Annotated in this window: 10 protein-coding genes; 2 read left to right on the top strand and 8 right to left on the bottom strand. The window is 72.1% G+C overall.

The window, feature by feature from the left end; genetic code table 11:
* Positions 1-110: 110 nt before the first annotated feature.
* Positions 111-1379, bottom strand: coding sequence for a DNA polymerase III subunit delta' (locus tag OOJ91_RS23360; RefSeq protein ID WP_266248199.1), 1269 nt, complete (start codon positions 1377-1379; stop codon positions 111-113).
* Entirely contained in the window at positions 1379-3469 is a 2091-nt protein-coding gene (gene tmk / locus OOJ91_RS23355; protein ID WP_266249822.1) for a dTMP kinase, read from the bottom strand. Before tmk ends, OOJ91_RS23360 begins: the two co-directional genes overlap by 1 nt.
* A gap of 317 nt (positions 3470-3786) precedes the next feature.
* Between tmk and OOJ91_RS23350 the strand changes: the two genes are divergently transcribed.
* Positions 3787-4992 carry an amino acid deaminase/aldolase gene (locus OOJ91_RS23350; RefSeq protein WP_266248197.1) on the top strand — a complete coding sequence of 402 codons (1206 nt, stop codon included), beginning with the start codon at positions 3787-3789 and terminating at the stop codon, positions 4990-4992.
* 21 nt (positions 4993-5013) lie between these two features.
* Here the strand turns inward: OOJ91_RS23350 and OOJ91_RS23345 are convergent, their stop codons facing one another.
* Positions 5014-5619 (bottom strand): TetR/AcrR family transcriptional regulator, encoded by a 606-nt coding sequence (locus OOJ91_RS23345; protein ID WP_266249821.1) that lies wholly within the window; start codon positions 5617-5619, stop codon positions 5014-5016.
* A 226-nt stretch (positions 5620-5845) separates the two neighbouring features.
* On the opposite strand from OOJ91_RS23345, the gene OOJ91_RS23340 reads away from it, so the two are divergent.
* A complete protein-coding gene (locus tag OOJ91_RS23340) occupies positions 5846-7162 on the top strand; it encodes a D-arabinono-1,4-lactone oxidase (RefSeq protein WP_266248196.1) in 1317 nt (438 codons plus the stop codon).
* A gap of 41 nt (positions 7163-7203) precedes the next feature.
* Here the strand turns inward: OOJ91_RS23340 and OOJ91_RS23335 are convergent, their stop codons facing one another.
* From OOJ91_RS23335 to OOJ91_RS23315, 5 genes are all read right to left on the bottom strand, one after another.
* A complete protein-coding gene (locus OOJ91_RS23335) occupies positions 7204-8430 on the bottom strand; it encodes a CapA family protein (RefSeq protein WP_266248194.1) in 1227 nt (408 codons plus the stop codon).
* A 79-nt stretch (positions 8431-8509) separates the two neighbouring features.
* Positions 8510-11368 carry a type I DNA topoisomerase gene (gene topA, locus OOJ91_RS23330; protein ID WP_266248193.1) on the bottom strand — a complete coding sequence of 953 codons (2859 nt, stop codon included), beginning with the start codon at positions 11366-11368 and terminating at the stop codon, positions 8510-8512.
* 335 nt (positions 11369-11703) lie between these two features.
* A complete protein-coding gene (locus tag OOJ91_RS23325; protein WP_266248192.1) occupies positions 11704-12462 on the bottom strand; it encodes a hypothetical protein in 759 nt (252 codons plus the stop codon).
* Positions 12453-12995 carry a hypothetical protein gene (locus OOJ91_RS23320; protein ID WP_007454674.1) on the bottom strand — a complete coding sequence of 181 codons (543 nt, stop codon included), beginning with the start codon at positions 12993-12995 and terminating at the stop codon, positions 12453-12455. Before OOJ91_RS23320 ends, OOJ91_RS23325 begins: the two co-directional genes overlap by 10 nt.
* A gap of 102 nt (positions 12996-13097) precedes the next feature.
* A complete protein-coding gene (locus OOJ91_RS23315) occupies positions 13098-15458 on the bottom strand; it encodes a sodium-translocating pyrophosphatase (protein WP_266248191.1) in 2361 nt (786 codons plus the stop codon).
* Positions 15459-15644: the final 186 nt, after the last annotated feature.

The raw sequence follows: 15644 nt of genomic DNA, 5'->3' as shown, positions 1-15644 counted from the left end.
CCGGATGGCCCCTCACTGAGCGTGCCGTTGCCGTCACCACGGCACACCGGACCGTACCGCACAGCAATCGCGCGTGTCGATGGCTGTGGACAACCGGCTGGAGCTGCGGGTCAGCCCTTCCAGAGGGCGAGCATCATCGCCTCGACCGCGATCCGTGGCTTGACGTTCGCCTCGATCGCCGCCCGGCAGGCGAGGACGGCCTCCAGCCGGCGCAGCGACCCTTCGGCGTCCCACTTCTGGGCCCCCGCGCCGGCGAGCGCGGCGGTGTCGGTGTGCACCGGGTCGACAGGTGCCCCCAGCGCCATGGTGAGCGCGTCCCGGTAGAAGCCGGCCAGGTCGACGAGCGCCCGGTCCAGCGCGTCCCGCTGGGCCCGGGTGGCCCGCGACTTCTGCCGCTTCTCCAGCTCCTTGAGCTGCGCGGCGGCACCGCGCATCGCGCCGGCCGCGCCGCGGCCGGTGCCGCCCGCGCCGAGCGCGGTCTCCAGCGCGGCCCGTTCGGTCGCGTCGGCCTCGGACACCGATGCCTCGGCCTCCGCCTCGGCCGCCTCGATGAGCGCGGACGCCGCGTCGAACGCCGCGCCGACGCCTGTCAGCCGGCGCGGCACGGCCAGCACCGCCTCACGCCGCTTGCGGGCCTCCGGGTCGCGGGCCAGCCGGCGGGCCCGACCCACGTGTCCCTGCGCGGCCGCCGCCGCCCACTGCGCCACGTCGGGCGCGATGCCGTCCCGACGGACCAGCACCTCGGCCACCGCCGCGGCCGGCGGCTGCCGCAGGGGTACGACACGACAGCGCGACCGGATGGTCACCGAGATGTCGTCCGGGTGGGTGGACGGGGCGCAGAGCAGGAAGACCGTGCGCGGCGGAGGCTCCTCGATGGCCTTGAGCAGAGCGTTGCCGGCCGCCTCGGTGAGCCGGTCGGCATCCTCAATGACCACCACCTGCCAGCGCCCGCCGGACGGGGTGCTGGCCGCCCGCAGCACCAGCGCGCGCATCTCGCCGACGCCGATGGAGAGCCCTTCCGGCACCACCATCCGGACGTCGGCGTTGGTGCCGCCCATCGTGGTGTGACAGCCGGGGCACTCGCCGCAGCCGGTGCCGTACGCGCACTGGAGGGCTGCGGCGAAGGCCCGGGCGGCGACCGAGCGACCGGAACCGGGCGGCCCGGTGAAGATCCAGGCGTGCGTCATCCCGGTCGACGGGTCCACCGCGCCGGGCACGGTGTCACCTGCCTCGGTGGCGCCGGCCGGGCCGGCGGCGACAAGCGCGGGCCCCCGGTCGGCCGCGCCGACGCGCAGCACGGCCGCCGCCGCAGCAGCGGCCCGACGCAGTTCGGCGACCGCCTCGTCCTGACCGACCAGGTCGGCGAAGACGTCCGGCATCAGGTCTTGTGCTCCATCATCACCAACTCCGCGTCGGATAACTCCGGCTGCACCGACGTGTCCGGGCCCTGGGCGGGGCGCGGGTGCACGATGCCGCCCGGCTTGCCCAGCATCTCCTGTACGCGCCGGACCACCAGCCCGGTGATCTCCTCGGCCGGCCGCGACGCGTCGAGCACCAGGTAGCGCTTCGGGTCGGCGGCGGCGAGGTCCAGGAAGGCGTAGCGGACGCGCTCGTGGAAGGCGATCGACTCGGCCTCCAGCCGGTCGGCGCCCGCGCTGCGTGAGGCGACCCGGGACAGGCCGGTCCGCGGCTCGACGTCGAGCAGCACCACCAGGTCCGGCTTGAGACCGCCGGTGGCCCAGGAGGAGAGCCAGGAGACCTCGTCGACCGGGAGCGTCCGCCCGGCGCCCTGGTACGCGAGCGACGAGTCGACGTACCGGTCACTGATCACCACGCCGCCACGGACCAGCGCGGGCCGGACCACGGCCGCCACGTGGTGCGCCCGGTCGGCGGCGTAGAGCAGCGCCTCGGCGCGCGGGGAGGGCGCCTCGTCGCCGGAGGTGTCAAGCACAAGCGACCGGATCCGCTGACCGACTGCCGTGGCCCCCGGCTCCCGGGTGACCAGGACGTCGCGCCCCTGGCCGCGCAGCCGCTCGGCGAGCGCGGCGAGCTGGGTGGACTTGCCGGCGCCCTCGCCGCCCTCGAACACCACGAAGAGCCCGGCGGAGACGAACGGCTCGGAGGGCATCAGCGGGCGACCCCGGATCGAGCCCCAGAGGTCGGCGAGGACGGGGACGCCCTTCTTGTCGTCCATCTGGCCGAAGGCGCTGATCCCGGCGAAGATGCCGGCGGCACCGGCGGCGAGCAGCAGCAGTCGGGTGGAGGAGACGGAGATGCCGAGGTCGGCGATTGTCAGCTCGCGGGAGCCGCCGACGCCTACCAACACGCTGCTCAGGCCGATGGCCAGGATCAGCACCAGCCGGGTGCCGATCTGCACCACAGCGAAGACCCGGCCGCGCACCTCGTCGGCCACCTCGCCGCCCAGCAGTGTCGTGCCGGCCAGGAAGGCCATTCCGGCGCCGGCGCCGACCAGGACAGCGCCGACGATCGCCATGGACAGGTGGATGGCGAAGGCGAGGGTCATCACGGCGGCGCTGGCCAGCACGATGCTCATGCCGAACCACCGCCGCCGGGACATGTCCTTGACGATCATCGGACCGAGACCGATGCCGAGGGCCAGACCGGCGAACATCGCGCCGAAGAGCAGCGAGAACGCGGCGTCGCCGGCGCCCAGCGAGTTGGCGAAGAACTTGGCCGTGCCGACCACGATGCCACCACCGGCGAACGCGCCGAAGATGCCCAGCACCAGGCCACGCACCAGCGGGGTCTTGCCGATGTACTTCCAGCCCTCGGAGAACTGCCGGAACATGCTCTGCTCGGCACGCTCGACCTCACCGCGTTGCGCCTCGCTGATCTCCTTGATCCCGAAGGCCACCACAAGTGCCGTGGCGAGCCGGGACAGGGAGTTGATCCAGAGCGCGAGCTGGGCCGGCTCGGCCCAGGAGGGCAGGTCGCCGCCGACGGCGCCACGGACGCCCCGGTCGAGCACGGCCAGGCCGACGGCTGCGGCGATCGGGGTGAGGCCGTACGTGGTGATCAGGGTGAGCTGGTTGGCCGCCTCCAGCCGGGCCCGCGGGATGAGGTTGGGGACCGCGGCCTCCTTGGCCGGGATCCAGAGCAGGGTGATCGACTCGATCAGGAAGGTGGCGATGAGCGCCCAGCCGACCACCAGGCCGCCCGCGGCGCCGGAGAGGGCGTAGAGCGGGATGGACGCGAAGAGCACGAAGCGCAGCAGGTCACAGATGACCATCGTCCAGCGCCTGTCGAACCGGTCGGCGAAGACGCCTGCCACCGGGCCGAGCACCAGCGCGGGCAGCAGCCGGATCGCGGTCACACCGCCGAACGCGGCGCCCTGGGCGGTGCTGCCCTGCACCTGGGAGGCGGCGAAGAGGGCGGTGGCCAGCAGGCCGAGCCAGTCGCCGAAGGAGGCCGCGCCGAGCACGATCCAGAGCCGCCGGAACGGCCTGATCCGCAGAACCGAGCGGATCGCGGCATAGCCGGACGGATCGACCTGACCGGAGCTGGGCTGGTTGGCGGCGTTGCCCGACTGGTCACCCGCGCGCGACACGCCGGGCGACTCGCCGCTGTTCTGGCTTTCGATGGCCGTACCTCCACGTGCCGGCCCATCGCTGGGCACCCCCGGTGCAACACTCTAGACCCGGTGGGGGCCGCCCCACCGGCGACATTCTCCTGCTCGCTGAGCCTAGGCCGCCGGAGGTGCCGGCCGCAGCCCGGGACGTACGCGAGGGTGTTTCGCATTTCCCGTCGGACAGTTAGCGTGCACACGTGGCCATCGAAAGCGACAAACTGCGCGACCGCCTGGACCGGGCGACCGCCCATCTCGACCCCCCGTACGCGGTGGTGGATCTCACCGCCTTCGACGCCAACTCGGCGGCCCTGGCCGACCGCGCCGCCGGCAAACCGGTCCGGCTGGCCAGCAAGTCGGTGCGCAGCCGGGAGCTGATCGGCCGGGCGCTCGCCCGACCCGGCTGGCAGGGCGTGATGGCGTTCACGGTCCCCGAGGCGATCTGGCTGGTCCGGGCCGGCCTGAGCGACGACGTGCTCGTCGCGTACCCGAGCGCCGACCGGGCCGCGCTCACCGAACTGGCCGCCGACCCGACGCTCGCCGCCGCCATCACCCTGATGATCGACGGCACCGGGCAACTGGACTTCATCGACGCCGTCCGAGCCCCGGGGCAGCGCGCCGAGCTGCGGCTCTGTCTGGACCTGGACGCCTCCTGGCGACCACTGCGCGGGGTGCACGTCGGCGTCCGCCGCTCGCCTGTGCACAGCGCCCGGGCGGCCGGCGCGCTCGCCGCCGCCGTCGCCGGCCGCGCCGGCTTCCGGCTGGTCGGGCTCATGTCGTACGAGGCGCAGATCGCCGGCCTGGGCGACGCGCCGCCGGGGCGGACGCTGCTGGCCGGCGCGATCCGGCTGGCCCAGCGCGGGTCGTACCGCGAGTTGCTGGCCCGCCGGGGCGCGGCGGTGGCGGCGGTACGCGAACACGCCGACCTGGAGTTCGTCAACGGCGGCGGCACCGGCAGCGTGGCCGCGACAAGCGCCGATCCCGCGGTCACCGAGGTCACCGCGGGATCGGGCCTGTACGGGCCGACGTTGTTCGACGCGTACCGCGCCTGGCGCCCCACCCCGGCGGCGTTCTTCGCCTGCTCGGTGGTCCGCCGGCCGACGCCGGAGCTGGCGACTGTGCTCGGCGGCGGTTGGATCGCCTCCGGCCAGGCCGCCGACAGCCGGCTGCCTCGACCGTGGCTGCCGGCCGGCCTGAAGCTCGTCGGCACCGAGGGCGCCGGTGAGGTGCAGACCCCGCTCTCCGGCGCGGCGGCGGCCACCCTGCGCGTCGGCGACCGGGTGTGGTTCCGACACGCCAAGGCCGGTGAGCTGTGCGAACGGGTCAACGAGCTGCACCTGGTCGAGGGGGACGCGATCGTGGCGACAGTGCCCACCTACCGGGGCGAGGGCCACGCGTTCCTCTGACGGGCCGCCCCGCGCGCCGACTCAGGCGTGCTGGACGGCCTCGGCCTGCTGCTCGGCGGCGGAGTGGTCGCTGTCGCGCCCGTCGACCTGGCGGTGCAGGTACTCCCGGATCAGCGCCTTCGCCTCGAGCAGCACCCGCTCGTCGCCGTCGGACTTCCGCCGGAACGCGAGCTTGATCAACGCGTCGGCGGCCTCCACCGCGATCTCCAGGACGAAGCGCAGCTTCGGTACGTCGGTGAGCCCGAAGCGCTCGACGAGCACCCGCGCCAACTGGTCGGCGATCACGCCGTTGTTGTCCCGCTGCTCGTCGAGCAGGTGCAGGTCGACCACGTCGCCGAAGTGCAGGGTACGGAAGCCGGGGACGGTGCGGTGCATCGTGATGTACTCGTCGATGCCCGCGTCGACGCCGTCCCACCAGTGGGTCATCTCGTCGGAGGCGAAGCGCTCGTCGAGCCGCTGCAGGTAGGACTCCATCGTGCGCAGGGTCAACGCCTGCACGATCGCCCGCTTGTCCGGGAAGAACTGATAGACCGACCCGATCGCCACTTCGGCCCGCTCGGCGAGCAGGGTCGTGGTCAGACCCTCGTACCCCACCTCGTCGACGAGTTCGGCGCAGGCATCCAACATGCGCTGTACCCGCGCGACACTTCGACCCTGCACCGGTACGCGGCGCAGCGGCCCGGTCGTGGCGGCTGGTGTGGACACTCGGCGCCACCCCCCTTCGACGGATGAACATATCTCCACGTCACGAGTCCGTGACTACCGGTACAACGAGCGGATCGCAATTGCGGTATTTACCAGGTACAACGTTCCTGATATGAAGTCAGTTCATATTCATGAACGAGGAGCGCGCATGGTCGGCACCGCACCGCTCACCGCCCGTTGGTCCAACTGGGCCGGCAACCAGCGTGGCAGCGCCAGCGCGATCCTGCGCCCCGGCTCGCCGAGTGACGTCGCCGAAGCCGTCCGGGTGGCCGCCGCCGCCGGAGGCCGGATCCGCGTCGCCGGCAGCGGCCACTCCTTCACCGCTGTCGCCCTGGCCGACGACCGGCGGATGGAGCTGTCCGAGCTGGACACCGGCGTCAGCGTCGACGTCGCGCGTCGACTCGTCACCGTACCGGCGGGGATGACCCTGCACACGCTCAACGGGCTGCTCGCCCGGCACGGCCTCGCACTGCCCAACCTCGGTGACATCGACGCGCAGACCGTCGCCGGCGCGATCTCCACCGGCACCCACGGCACCGGCGCCGGCTACGGCTGCCTGTCCACCTTCGTCGAGGCCCTCACCCTGGTCACCGGCACCGGCGAGGTGCTGCGCTGCTCCGCCGACGACCACCCCGACGTCTTCGCCGCCGCCCGGGTCTCGCTCGGCGCGCTCGGCGTCCTGGTCGAGGTGACCCTGCGCTGCGTGGACGCCTTCGTCCTCCGTGCCCACGAACGGCCCGCCGAACTGGCCGACGTGCTCGGCGAACTGCCCGCGCTCATCGGCCGGCACGACCACGTCGAGTTCTACTGGTTCCCGTACACGTCCCGGGTCCAGGTCAAGGCCAACGACCGGGTGCCCGCCAACGACAGGCCACTGCCCCGCTGGCGCGGCTGGCTGGACGACGACTTCCTGTCCAACACCGTCTTCGCCGGCGCCTGCCGCCTCGGCCGGGCCGTGCCGGCGCTGGCTCCCGGCATCAGCGCCGTCTCCGCCCGCGCGCTCACCGAACGGCAGTACACCGGCCGCTCCGACCGGGTGTTCTGCACCCCGCGCCGGGTCCGCTTCGTGGAGATGGAGTACGGCCTGCCCCGGGAGGCGCTGCCCGAGGCGCTCACCGCGCTGCGACGGATCGTGGACGGGCTGCCGTTCAAGGTCCTGTTCCCGGTCGAGGTGCGCTTCACCGCCGCCGACGACATCTGGCTGTCGCACGGCTACGGCCGGGACAACGCGTACGTGGCCGTGCACCAGTACGTCGGCATGCCGTACGAGCCGTACTTCCAGGCCTTCGAGAAGGTGGCCGCCGAGCTGGGCGGTCGTCCGCACTGGGGCAAGCTGCACTACCGCGACGCCGCGTCACTCGCGACGGCGTACCCCCGCTTCGCCGACTTCCAGGCGGTCCGCGACCGGCTGGACCCGAACCGGGTCTTCACCAACCCTCACCTGACCCACGTCCTCGGGGTCTGAGAATCCGCAGACCGGCGTCGCGACCGCGTCCGCCGCGGCGCTCAACCGCCCGACGCCACCACCTGGTCCGCGCCGGCGCCCAGGGCCCGGACGTAGCCGAGCACCCGCTGGTACGCCGCCCGGTAGTCGCCCCGCAGACCTGGCGGGGTGCCCGGGTCGGCAAGCGCTGCCGTCAGGTCAACCAGCCGGAGAGCCGGTGCCAGGTCGGTCCAGGTCGGCAGCGCCTCCATCCGGGTCACCGTCCAGCGCCCCGGGGTGGTCTCGGTGAAGGTCGCCCGGGCCATCACACCCTCGCGGTTGTCGTCGATCGGCTCCTCGTGCCGGGCCAGTTCGTTGCCCATGCCGAAGACCACCCACTTGTCGCCGAAGCGCTGGAACGGCTGCACCGCGTGGGCGTGATGGCCCAGGATGAGGTCCACGTCGGGCGACGAGATCAACTGCCGGGCCCAGGCCCGCTGGTCGGCGTCCGGCAGGTGCTGATACTCCGTACCCCAGTGCAGGCTGAGCACGACGATGTCGGCGCCGGCGGCGCGCGCCTTGTGGGCGGCGGCGAGGATCTTGGGCGGATCGATCAGGTTGGCCAGCCACGGCTTGCCCGGGGGGCGGCTCAGCCCGTTGAAGTTCAGGCTGTACGCCAGGTGGGCGACGCGGACGTCGCCGACCTGGTAGATCCGGGGCCTGGCCGCTTCGGCGGCGCTGCGGGCGCTGCCGGTGTGCCCGAGCCCGGCGGCGTCGAGTGCCCGGATTGTCCGGGCCACCCCGTCGGCGCCCTGGTCGAGGGTGTGGTTGGAGGCGGTCGAGCAGCCGTCGAATCCGGTAGCGCGCAGCCCGTCGAGCACCTGCGGGGGCGCGTTGAACGACGGATAGCCGGCGAACGGGCCGGCGGGATCGGCCAGTGGCGTCTCGAGGTGGCACAGCGCCAGGTCGGCGCCGCGGACCGCCGGGGCGACCCCGGCGAACATCGGGGCGAAGTCCATGCCGCCGGCACGGGCACTGTCCCGACGCGCCTGGCCTGTCACGGCCGGATGGATCAGGACGTCACCCGCGGCGACGAGTCGCACGGTCCGCCGGTTGGCGGGATCCCGGGTCGGCTCGGTGGACGACCCGGTTGCGACGGTCTGCGGGGTAGCGTGCGACGCGGTGGCACCGGCTGGCGAGAGGCTGTCCGCGTCCATCGTCCTGATGCCGACCGTGGCCACGGCGAGCAGCAACGCGCCCGCCGCAGCACCGACGAGTACCCGGCGGCGCGGGACAGGGGATGCGAACATCCCCTCACATTAGGCAGTCCACACCAGAGCACCGCCACCGAATTGGACATTTAGCCCATTAGGGGCGGCCTGCCTGCTGTCACTCCTCGGCAGGAGTGGCGATGGCCTTCTTCGGGGCCGCCTTCTTCGCCGGGGCCGCCTTCCTGGCCGCCGTCGCCTTGGCGGTGGTGGTCTTCCTCGCGGCCGTGGACTTGCTGGCGGCGGCAGTCTTCTTGGTGGCAGTGGCCTTCTTCGTGGCCGTGGCCTTCTTGGCGGGCGCCTTCTTCGCCGCCGCCTTCTTACGCGGCGCCGGGCCCTTGGCACGCTTATCGGCCAACATCTCCGAGGCTTCCTCGATGCTCAACGCCTCCGGGGTCTGCCCGCGCCGCAGGGACGCGTTGAACTCGCCGTCGGTGACGTACGGGCCGAAACGCCCGTCCTTGATCACCAGCGGCTTCTCGGTAAGCGGGTCGACGCCCATCTCCCGCAGTGGCGGCGCGGCGGCCCGCCGGCCCCGGGTCTTCGGGGCGGCCAGCAGGGCCAACGCCTCATCCAGGGTGACAGTGAACATCTGCTCTTCGGACTCCAGCGAGCGGAACTCCTCGCCCTGCTTCACGTACGGACCGTAGCGACCGTTGTTGGCGAACACCTCGACGCCGTCGGGTGCGACGCCCACCAGCCGGGGCAGGCTGAGCAGCCGCAGCGCCTCCTCCAGGGAGAGCGAGTCAGGTGTCTGCGAGCGCAGCAGCGAGGACTTCCGCTCGCCACTTGACACGTACGGGCCGAAACGGCCGGACTTCAGCACGATCGGCTCGCCGGTGGCGGGGTCGTCGCCGAGCTTGCGCTCGCCGCTGCCGCCGAGGAACAGCTCGTGCACCTTCTCCGGGGTCAGCTCGTCCGGGGCGAGGCCCTCGGGGATCGGCGCCCGGTCGCCCTGGGGGCCGCTCTCCTCGCCCTCGGCTGCCGGAGTCGGCTGCTCGCCTCCGGGCAGCTCACGCTGGAGGTACGGTCCGTACCTGCCGACCCGGACGACGACCTCGCGGCCGTCGTCGTCGGTGAACAGCGGGATGGAGTTGACGCTGCGCGCGTCGATCGCGCTGAGGTTCTCGGTGACCAGTTTCTTCAACCCACCGGAGCGGGCGATGTCCTGGTCACCGGCACCGTTGGAGCTGCCGAAGTAGAACGCCGTGAGGAAGTCGACGGCGGCGTGGTCACCGCCGGCGATCTCGTCCAGCTCGTTCTCCATGGTGGCGGTGAAGTCGTAGTCGATCAGGCGTGGGTAGTGCAGCTCCATCAGCCCGATCACCGCGAACGCCAGGAACGTCGGGATCATCGCCTGGCCGCGCTTGGTGACGTACCCCCGGTCCTGGATCGTCTGCATGATCGACGCGTAGGTGGACGGGCGGCCGATGCCCAGCTCTTCCAGGGCCTTGACCAGCGACGCCTCGGTGTAGCGCGACGGCGGCTGGGTGTGGTGCCCCTGCGCGGCCAGCTCGTCGGCGGTCAGCGGCTGGTCCTTGACGAGGGTGGGCAGCCGGCGCTCGGCGTCCTCCGCCTCGGCGTTCTCGTCGTCGCTGGACTCGACGTACGCCCGCAGGAAGCCCGGGTCGGTGATCGTCTTGCCGGTCGCGCCGAAGTCGGCCTCCTCCTGCGAGGTGGAGACCGCGCGGATGCGCACCGACACGCTGGAGCCGACCGCGTCGGTCATCTGCGAGGCGATGGTCCGCCGCCAGATCAGCTCGTAGAGCTTGAACTCCTCGGCGGACAGCTCCTTGGCCACCTCGCCCGGGGTGCGGAAGTTGTCACCCGCCGGGCGGATCGCCTCGTGCGCCTCCTGCGCGTTCTTCACCTTGCCGGTGTAGCGGCGCGGCTCCGGAGGAACGCTGCGCTCGCCGTACAGCTCGACGATCTGCCGGCGGGCCGCCGAGATGGCGGTCTCCGACAGGTTCACCGAGTCGGTACGCATATAGGTGATGTAGCCGTTCTCGTAGAGCCGCTGCGCGGTGCGCATCGTCTGCTGCGAGGACAGGCGCAGCTTGCGGGCCGCCTCCTGCTGGAGGGTCGAGGTGATGAACGGCGCGTACGGGCGACGGCGGTAGGGCTTCTCCTCGACGCGGGTGACTGTGAACGGCCGGCCCTCCAGGCGGGCCGCGAGCCCTCGGGCGCCGCCCTCGTCCAGGTGCACGACGCCCGCGCCGGCCCGGACCCGACCCGTGGTCGGCTCGAAGTCCTTGCCGGTGGCGATCCGGTCGCCGTTCAACGCGACAAGGGTGGCGTTGAAGTTGCGGGGCCCCTCACCGGCGTTCGCCACGGCGAGGGTGGCCAGGATGTCCCAGTACTCGGCGGTGCGGAAGGCCATCCGCTGCCGCTCCCGCTCGACCACGATCCGGGTCGCCACGGACTGCACCCGGCCGGCCGAGAGCTTCGGCATGACCTTCTTCCACAGCACCGGGGAGACCTCGTAGCCGTAGAGGCGGTCGAGGATCCGCCGGGCCTCCTGGGCGTCGACCAGGTCCCTGTCGATCTCCCGAGGATTGGCCACCGCCGCCTGGATCGCCGGCTTGGTGATCTCGTGGAAGACCATCCGCTTGACCGGCACCTTGGGCTTGAGCGTCTCCACCAGGTGCCAGGCGATGGCCTCGCCCTCGCGGTCCTCATCCGTGGCCAGGAAGATCTCGTCGACCTCCTTGGACAGCTTCACCAGCTTGCTGATCTGCTGCCGACGGTCGGCGGAGACGACGTAGAGCGCGTGGAACCCGTTGTCCACGTCCACCCCGAGCCGGGCCCAGGACTCGCCCTTGTACTTCGCCGGCACGTCGGCGGCGTTGCGCGGCAGGTCGCGGACGTGACCGAAGCTGGCCTCCACGACGTACCCCGGGCCGAGGTAGCCCGAGATCGTCTTGGCCTTCGCCGGTGACTCGACGATGACCAGACGGGTGGTTCCAGCTTTGCTCGGCACGTCTCTGTCGACCTCACTCCTGCTCGTGGCCTGCCGGCGCCGGGAACAGCGACCGCTCTCGACCCCGCCGCGGCACCGGCGGTCCGGATGTCCAACGTAACGCGCCGTCCGCGTTTCGGGTTTCGCGGGCGGCAATCCGCTGCGACGCGGCGGTCAACTCCGCCCGCCGTGCTCGGCACTGCCGGACGGCGCCACCGTACACCGTGAGTAGGGCTCGAAGCGGGTCACTGTGACGATGGCGGACCATCGACCCGGCCGTTTCCTCTCGATCGGCCCGCCCGTTGTCCGGCACCGGACAGCCGCCCACCCCTCCCGGCTTGGGGGAATTGGCCGGTTCAGCCCTCGGTGGGCCAGGCGTCCGTTGGCGCCGTCGCCGGCGGTCCGCCGACCAGTTCGGCGAGCCGCGCCAACCGGCGCCGGCCGGTGATCCGGTACGCCGGGCCACCCTCGTCGGGGCCGAGCAACGTGCCGGCCAGGCCGGCCGCGGCGAGGGCCGCGCCGATCGCGTCCCACGACTCCCGGTCGCCCTCGCCGAGCCGCAGCAGGAAGCCGCCGGGCGGCTCCGGCGTCCCGGCGGCGGCGAGCCAGAGCCGCAGCCGCCGGCCGGTCAGGTGGAAGACGGCCGGCGGGCGCTTCGCCGGGCCGTGCAGCCAGGCGACCGCGAGCGGCTTCAACAGACGGGTGTACGACGTACGAACCGTGTGTCGCTCGTCCTCGGTCGGCTCCCAGCTCGCGGCCAGCCCACGCAGCGCCAGTTCGGCGACGAGCACGTGCACCCGCCAGGCGGCGTCCACCCGCACCGCGAGACGGGCGGTGCCGCCCATCCGGACCACCTCACCCGGGCCGGCCAACAGCCCGGCCAGGTCGGCGACCGCCGGTTCGGCGGCATCCGCGCCGAAGAAGACCAGTTGGCGCCCGGCGTCGTCGGTGTGCGGCGGCCCGGGACGACCCGGGTCCGATCGGGTCGGGCCGACGCGTCGCCGGTTGGCACCCGACGTCGCCGCGCCGGTGTCCGGCGGATCGGGCTCGGGTGCGGGGAACAGCGCCTCCAGCGGCTGCGCCGCCGAAGAGTCACCGAACCCGTTCAGTGACACTCCGGCACCTCGTCGAAAGCCTGTTTCAACTCCTCGGAGTTGAGCTTGCTGGTGTCCAGCGCGCTGGCGTCGTACTCCTTGTTCAGCGTCTCGACGGCGGCCCGCACGCCGTCGTAGAAGGCGGCCGGCTCGCCGGTGCCCAACCCCTCGATGGTGTCCCGGGCCCGGCCGTAGGCGTCCCGCATCTTGCTCAGCGAGCCGCGGAACCCGGCGGAGATGGCCTCGCCGTTGTCGGTCTCCGGGATGCCTGCCTGCTCGACCTTGCGGCGCGCGGTCTCGCTGGCCTGCTCCGCGCCACCGAAGAGCCGCACCAGGTTCTCCTTGGCCTGCGCCGGAGTGGTCTGCGCCGTCATCTGCTGATCGGTGCTGCTGGTCAACTTGCTGATCTCGGAGCGCCACGGCGTGAGCGCTCCGCAGACCGACGCCGCCCAGGCCCGCGGGCTGGGGCCACCACCGCAGCCGGCGAGGACGACGACGAGCGTGGCCAGGACCACCGTGAGCTTTCCGGCGGCAGACGCCCGGCACGTACGCATGCGTTGCAGCGTACGGCCTTGGGGCAGGCGTGGCACCGGTCCGGATGGCCGGGGTCCCCGTCCGACGGGTACGTCGAGCGGGGACCCCGGTGCCGGTGTCGCTCAGGCGTTGACCGTCTCCGGCCGGTGGTCGGCGCTACCCGCGCCGGTGTTGCCACCGGCGTCGGAGTCGTCCATCGCGATGCCCTTGCGCTTGCTGAAGACCACCGACGCAACGATGATCAGCGTCGCGACCAGCGCGATGCCCACCCGCAGCGCGACGTTGCGGTCGTCACCGACGCTGTACGCCACGACGGCGGGCGCGATCAGCAGCGAGACCAGGTTCATCACCTTGATCAGCGGGTTGATCGCCGGGCCGGCGGTGTCCTTGAACGGGTCACCGACGGTGTCGCCGATGACCGTGGCGGCGTGCGCCTCGGAGCCCTTGCCGCCGTACGCGCCGTCCTCGACAAGCTTCTTGGCGTTGTCCCACGCGCCACCGGAGTTGGCCAGGAAGACAGCCATCAGGGTGCCGGCGCCGATCGCACCGGCGAGGTACGCCGCCAGCGCGCCGGGCCCGAGGCCGAAGCCGACAGCGATCGGCGCCAGGATGGCGAGCAGGCCGGGAGTCATCAGCTCGCGCTGCGCGTCCCGGGTGCAGATGTCGACGACCTTGCCGTACTCCGGGCGCTGGGTGCGGTCCATGATGCCGGGCAGCTCACGGAACTGCCGGCGAACCTCCATCACCACGGCGCCGGCCGAGCGGGACACCGCGTTGATGGCCAGCCCGGAGAAGAGGAAGACGACAGCCGCACCGATGATCAGGCCGACCAGGTTGCGTGGGTTGGCCACGTTCAGCGAGTTGAGGATCTCGGTCCCGACGTCGCCCACACCGGCGTCCGCGTACGCGGTGCGCAGGGTGTCCGTGTACGAGCCGAACAGCGCGGTCGCCGCCAACACGGCGGTGGCGATCGCGATGCCCTTGGTGATGGCCTTGGTGGTGTTGCCGACCGCGTCCAGCTCGGTGAGCGTCCGCGCGCCGTGCTCGTCGATGTCGCCGGACATCTCGGCGATGCCCTGGGCGTTGTCCGAGATGGGGCCGAAGGTGTCCATGGCGACGATGACGCCGACAGTGGTGAGCAGGCCGGTGCCGGCCAGTGCCACCGCGAACAGCGACAGCGTGATGGAGCTGCCGCCGAGCAGGAACGCCCCGAAGACTCCGGCGCCGATCAGCAGCGCCGAGTAGACCGCCGACTCCAGTCCGATGCTGATGCCGGCGAGGATCACCGTGGCGGCGCCGGTCTGCGAGCTCTTGCCGATGTCCTGCACGGGCCGGCGGTTGGTCTCGGTGAAGTAGCCGGTCAGCGCCTGGATCGCCGCGGCCAGCACGATGCCGATCACCACCGCGCCGATGGCCACCAGTCGCGGGTTGCGGTCGGTGACGTCGAGCCCGCCCTCCAGCTCGGCGAAGGTCGCCGGCAGGTACGCGTACGCGGCGATCGCCACCAGCACCGCGGAGAGCACGGCGGAGAGGTAGAAGGCCCTGTTGATGGCGGTCAGGCCGCTGCGGTCGGACGTGCGCAGCCGGGTGATGAAGACGCCGACGATGGCGACGAGCACACCGACGGTGGAGATGATCAGCGGGAAGACCAGGCCGTCCTCGCCGAAGGCGGCCCGGCCGAGGATCAGCGCGGCGACGAGCGTCACCGCGTACGACTCGAACAGGTCGGCGGCCATGCCGGCGCAGTCACCGACGTTGTCGCCCACGTTGTCGGCGATGGTGGCGGCGTTGCGCGGGTCGTCCTCGGGGATGCCCTGTTCGACCTTGCCGACCAGGTCGGCGCCGACGTCGGCGGCCTTGGTGAAGATGCCGCCACCGACACGCATGAACATCGCCAGCAGCGCGGCGCCGAAGCCGAAGCCCTCCAGCACCGTGGGCGCGTCACCCCGGTAGACCAGGACGACGAGCGCGGCGCCGAAGAGGCCGAGGCCGACGGTGAGGAAGCCGACCACGCCGCCGGTCCGGAAGGCGATCTTCATGGCCGCCTCGCGGCCACCCTGTCGCTCCCGGGCTGCGGCTGCCACGCGCAGGTTGGCGCGGGTCGCCAGCCACATGCCGGCGCCGCCGATGGACGCGCTGAACACGGCGCCCACGATGAAGAAGAGCGAGCGGCCGATCTTCACGGCCATCACGCTGCCGTCGGTGTCGTGCACCGGCAGCAGGAAGAGCAGCACCACGGCGACGACGACGAAGATCGCCAAGGTGCGGAACTGGCGGAGCAGGTAGGCCGAGGCGCCCTCCTGGACCGCCCCCGAGATCTCCTGCATATTGGTGGTGCCCTTGCCGGCTGCCAGCACCGTCTTCGTCAGCGCGGCCGCGAAGACGAGCGCCACCAGCGCGATGACCGCGGCGATGACGACGTACGTGACATTGCTTCCGGTAAGGGAAAGCCCGCCGCCATCGGCGGCCAAGGTCTCGGACATCTGTGTCCTCCTGTTACCGAACACTCGCGTCGACGGTGGAGACGCACCTGTCGACGCCTGGATGCGGACTCGCAAGCGCGCGCCAACCCACCCCAGCGGACCAGCGATGACCACCCATACCCGCTGGCTGCGGGTTGGATCACTTGCTGACAACCCGGGTACTGTAGCCCTCCACAGTGTTCGAGG

This window comes from Micromonospora lupini, from assembly GCF_026342015.1.
Taxonomy (GTDB): domain Bacteria; phylum Actinomycetota; class Actinomycetes; order Mycobacteriales; family Micromonosporaceae; genus Micromonospora; species Micromonospora lupini_B.
The sequence above is the reverse complement of the archived record's forward strand: the minus strand, read 5'-3'. Positions and strand labels throughout refer to the sequence as shown.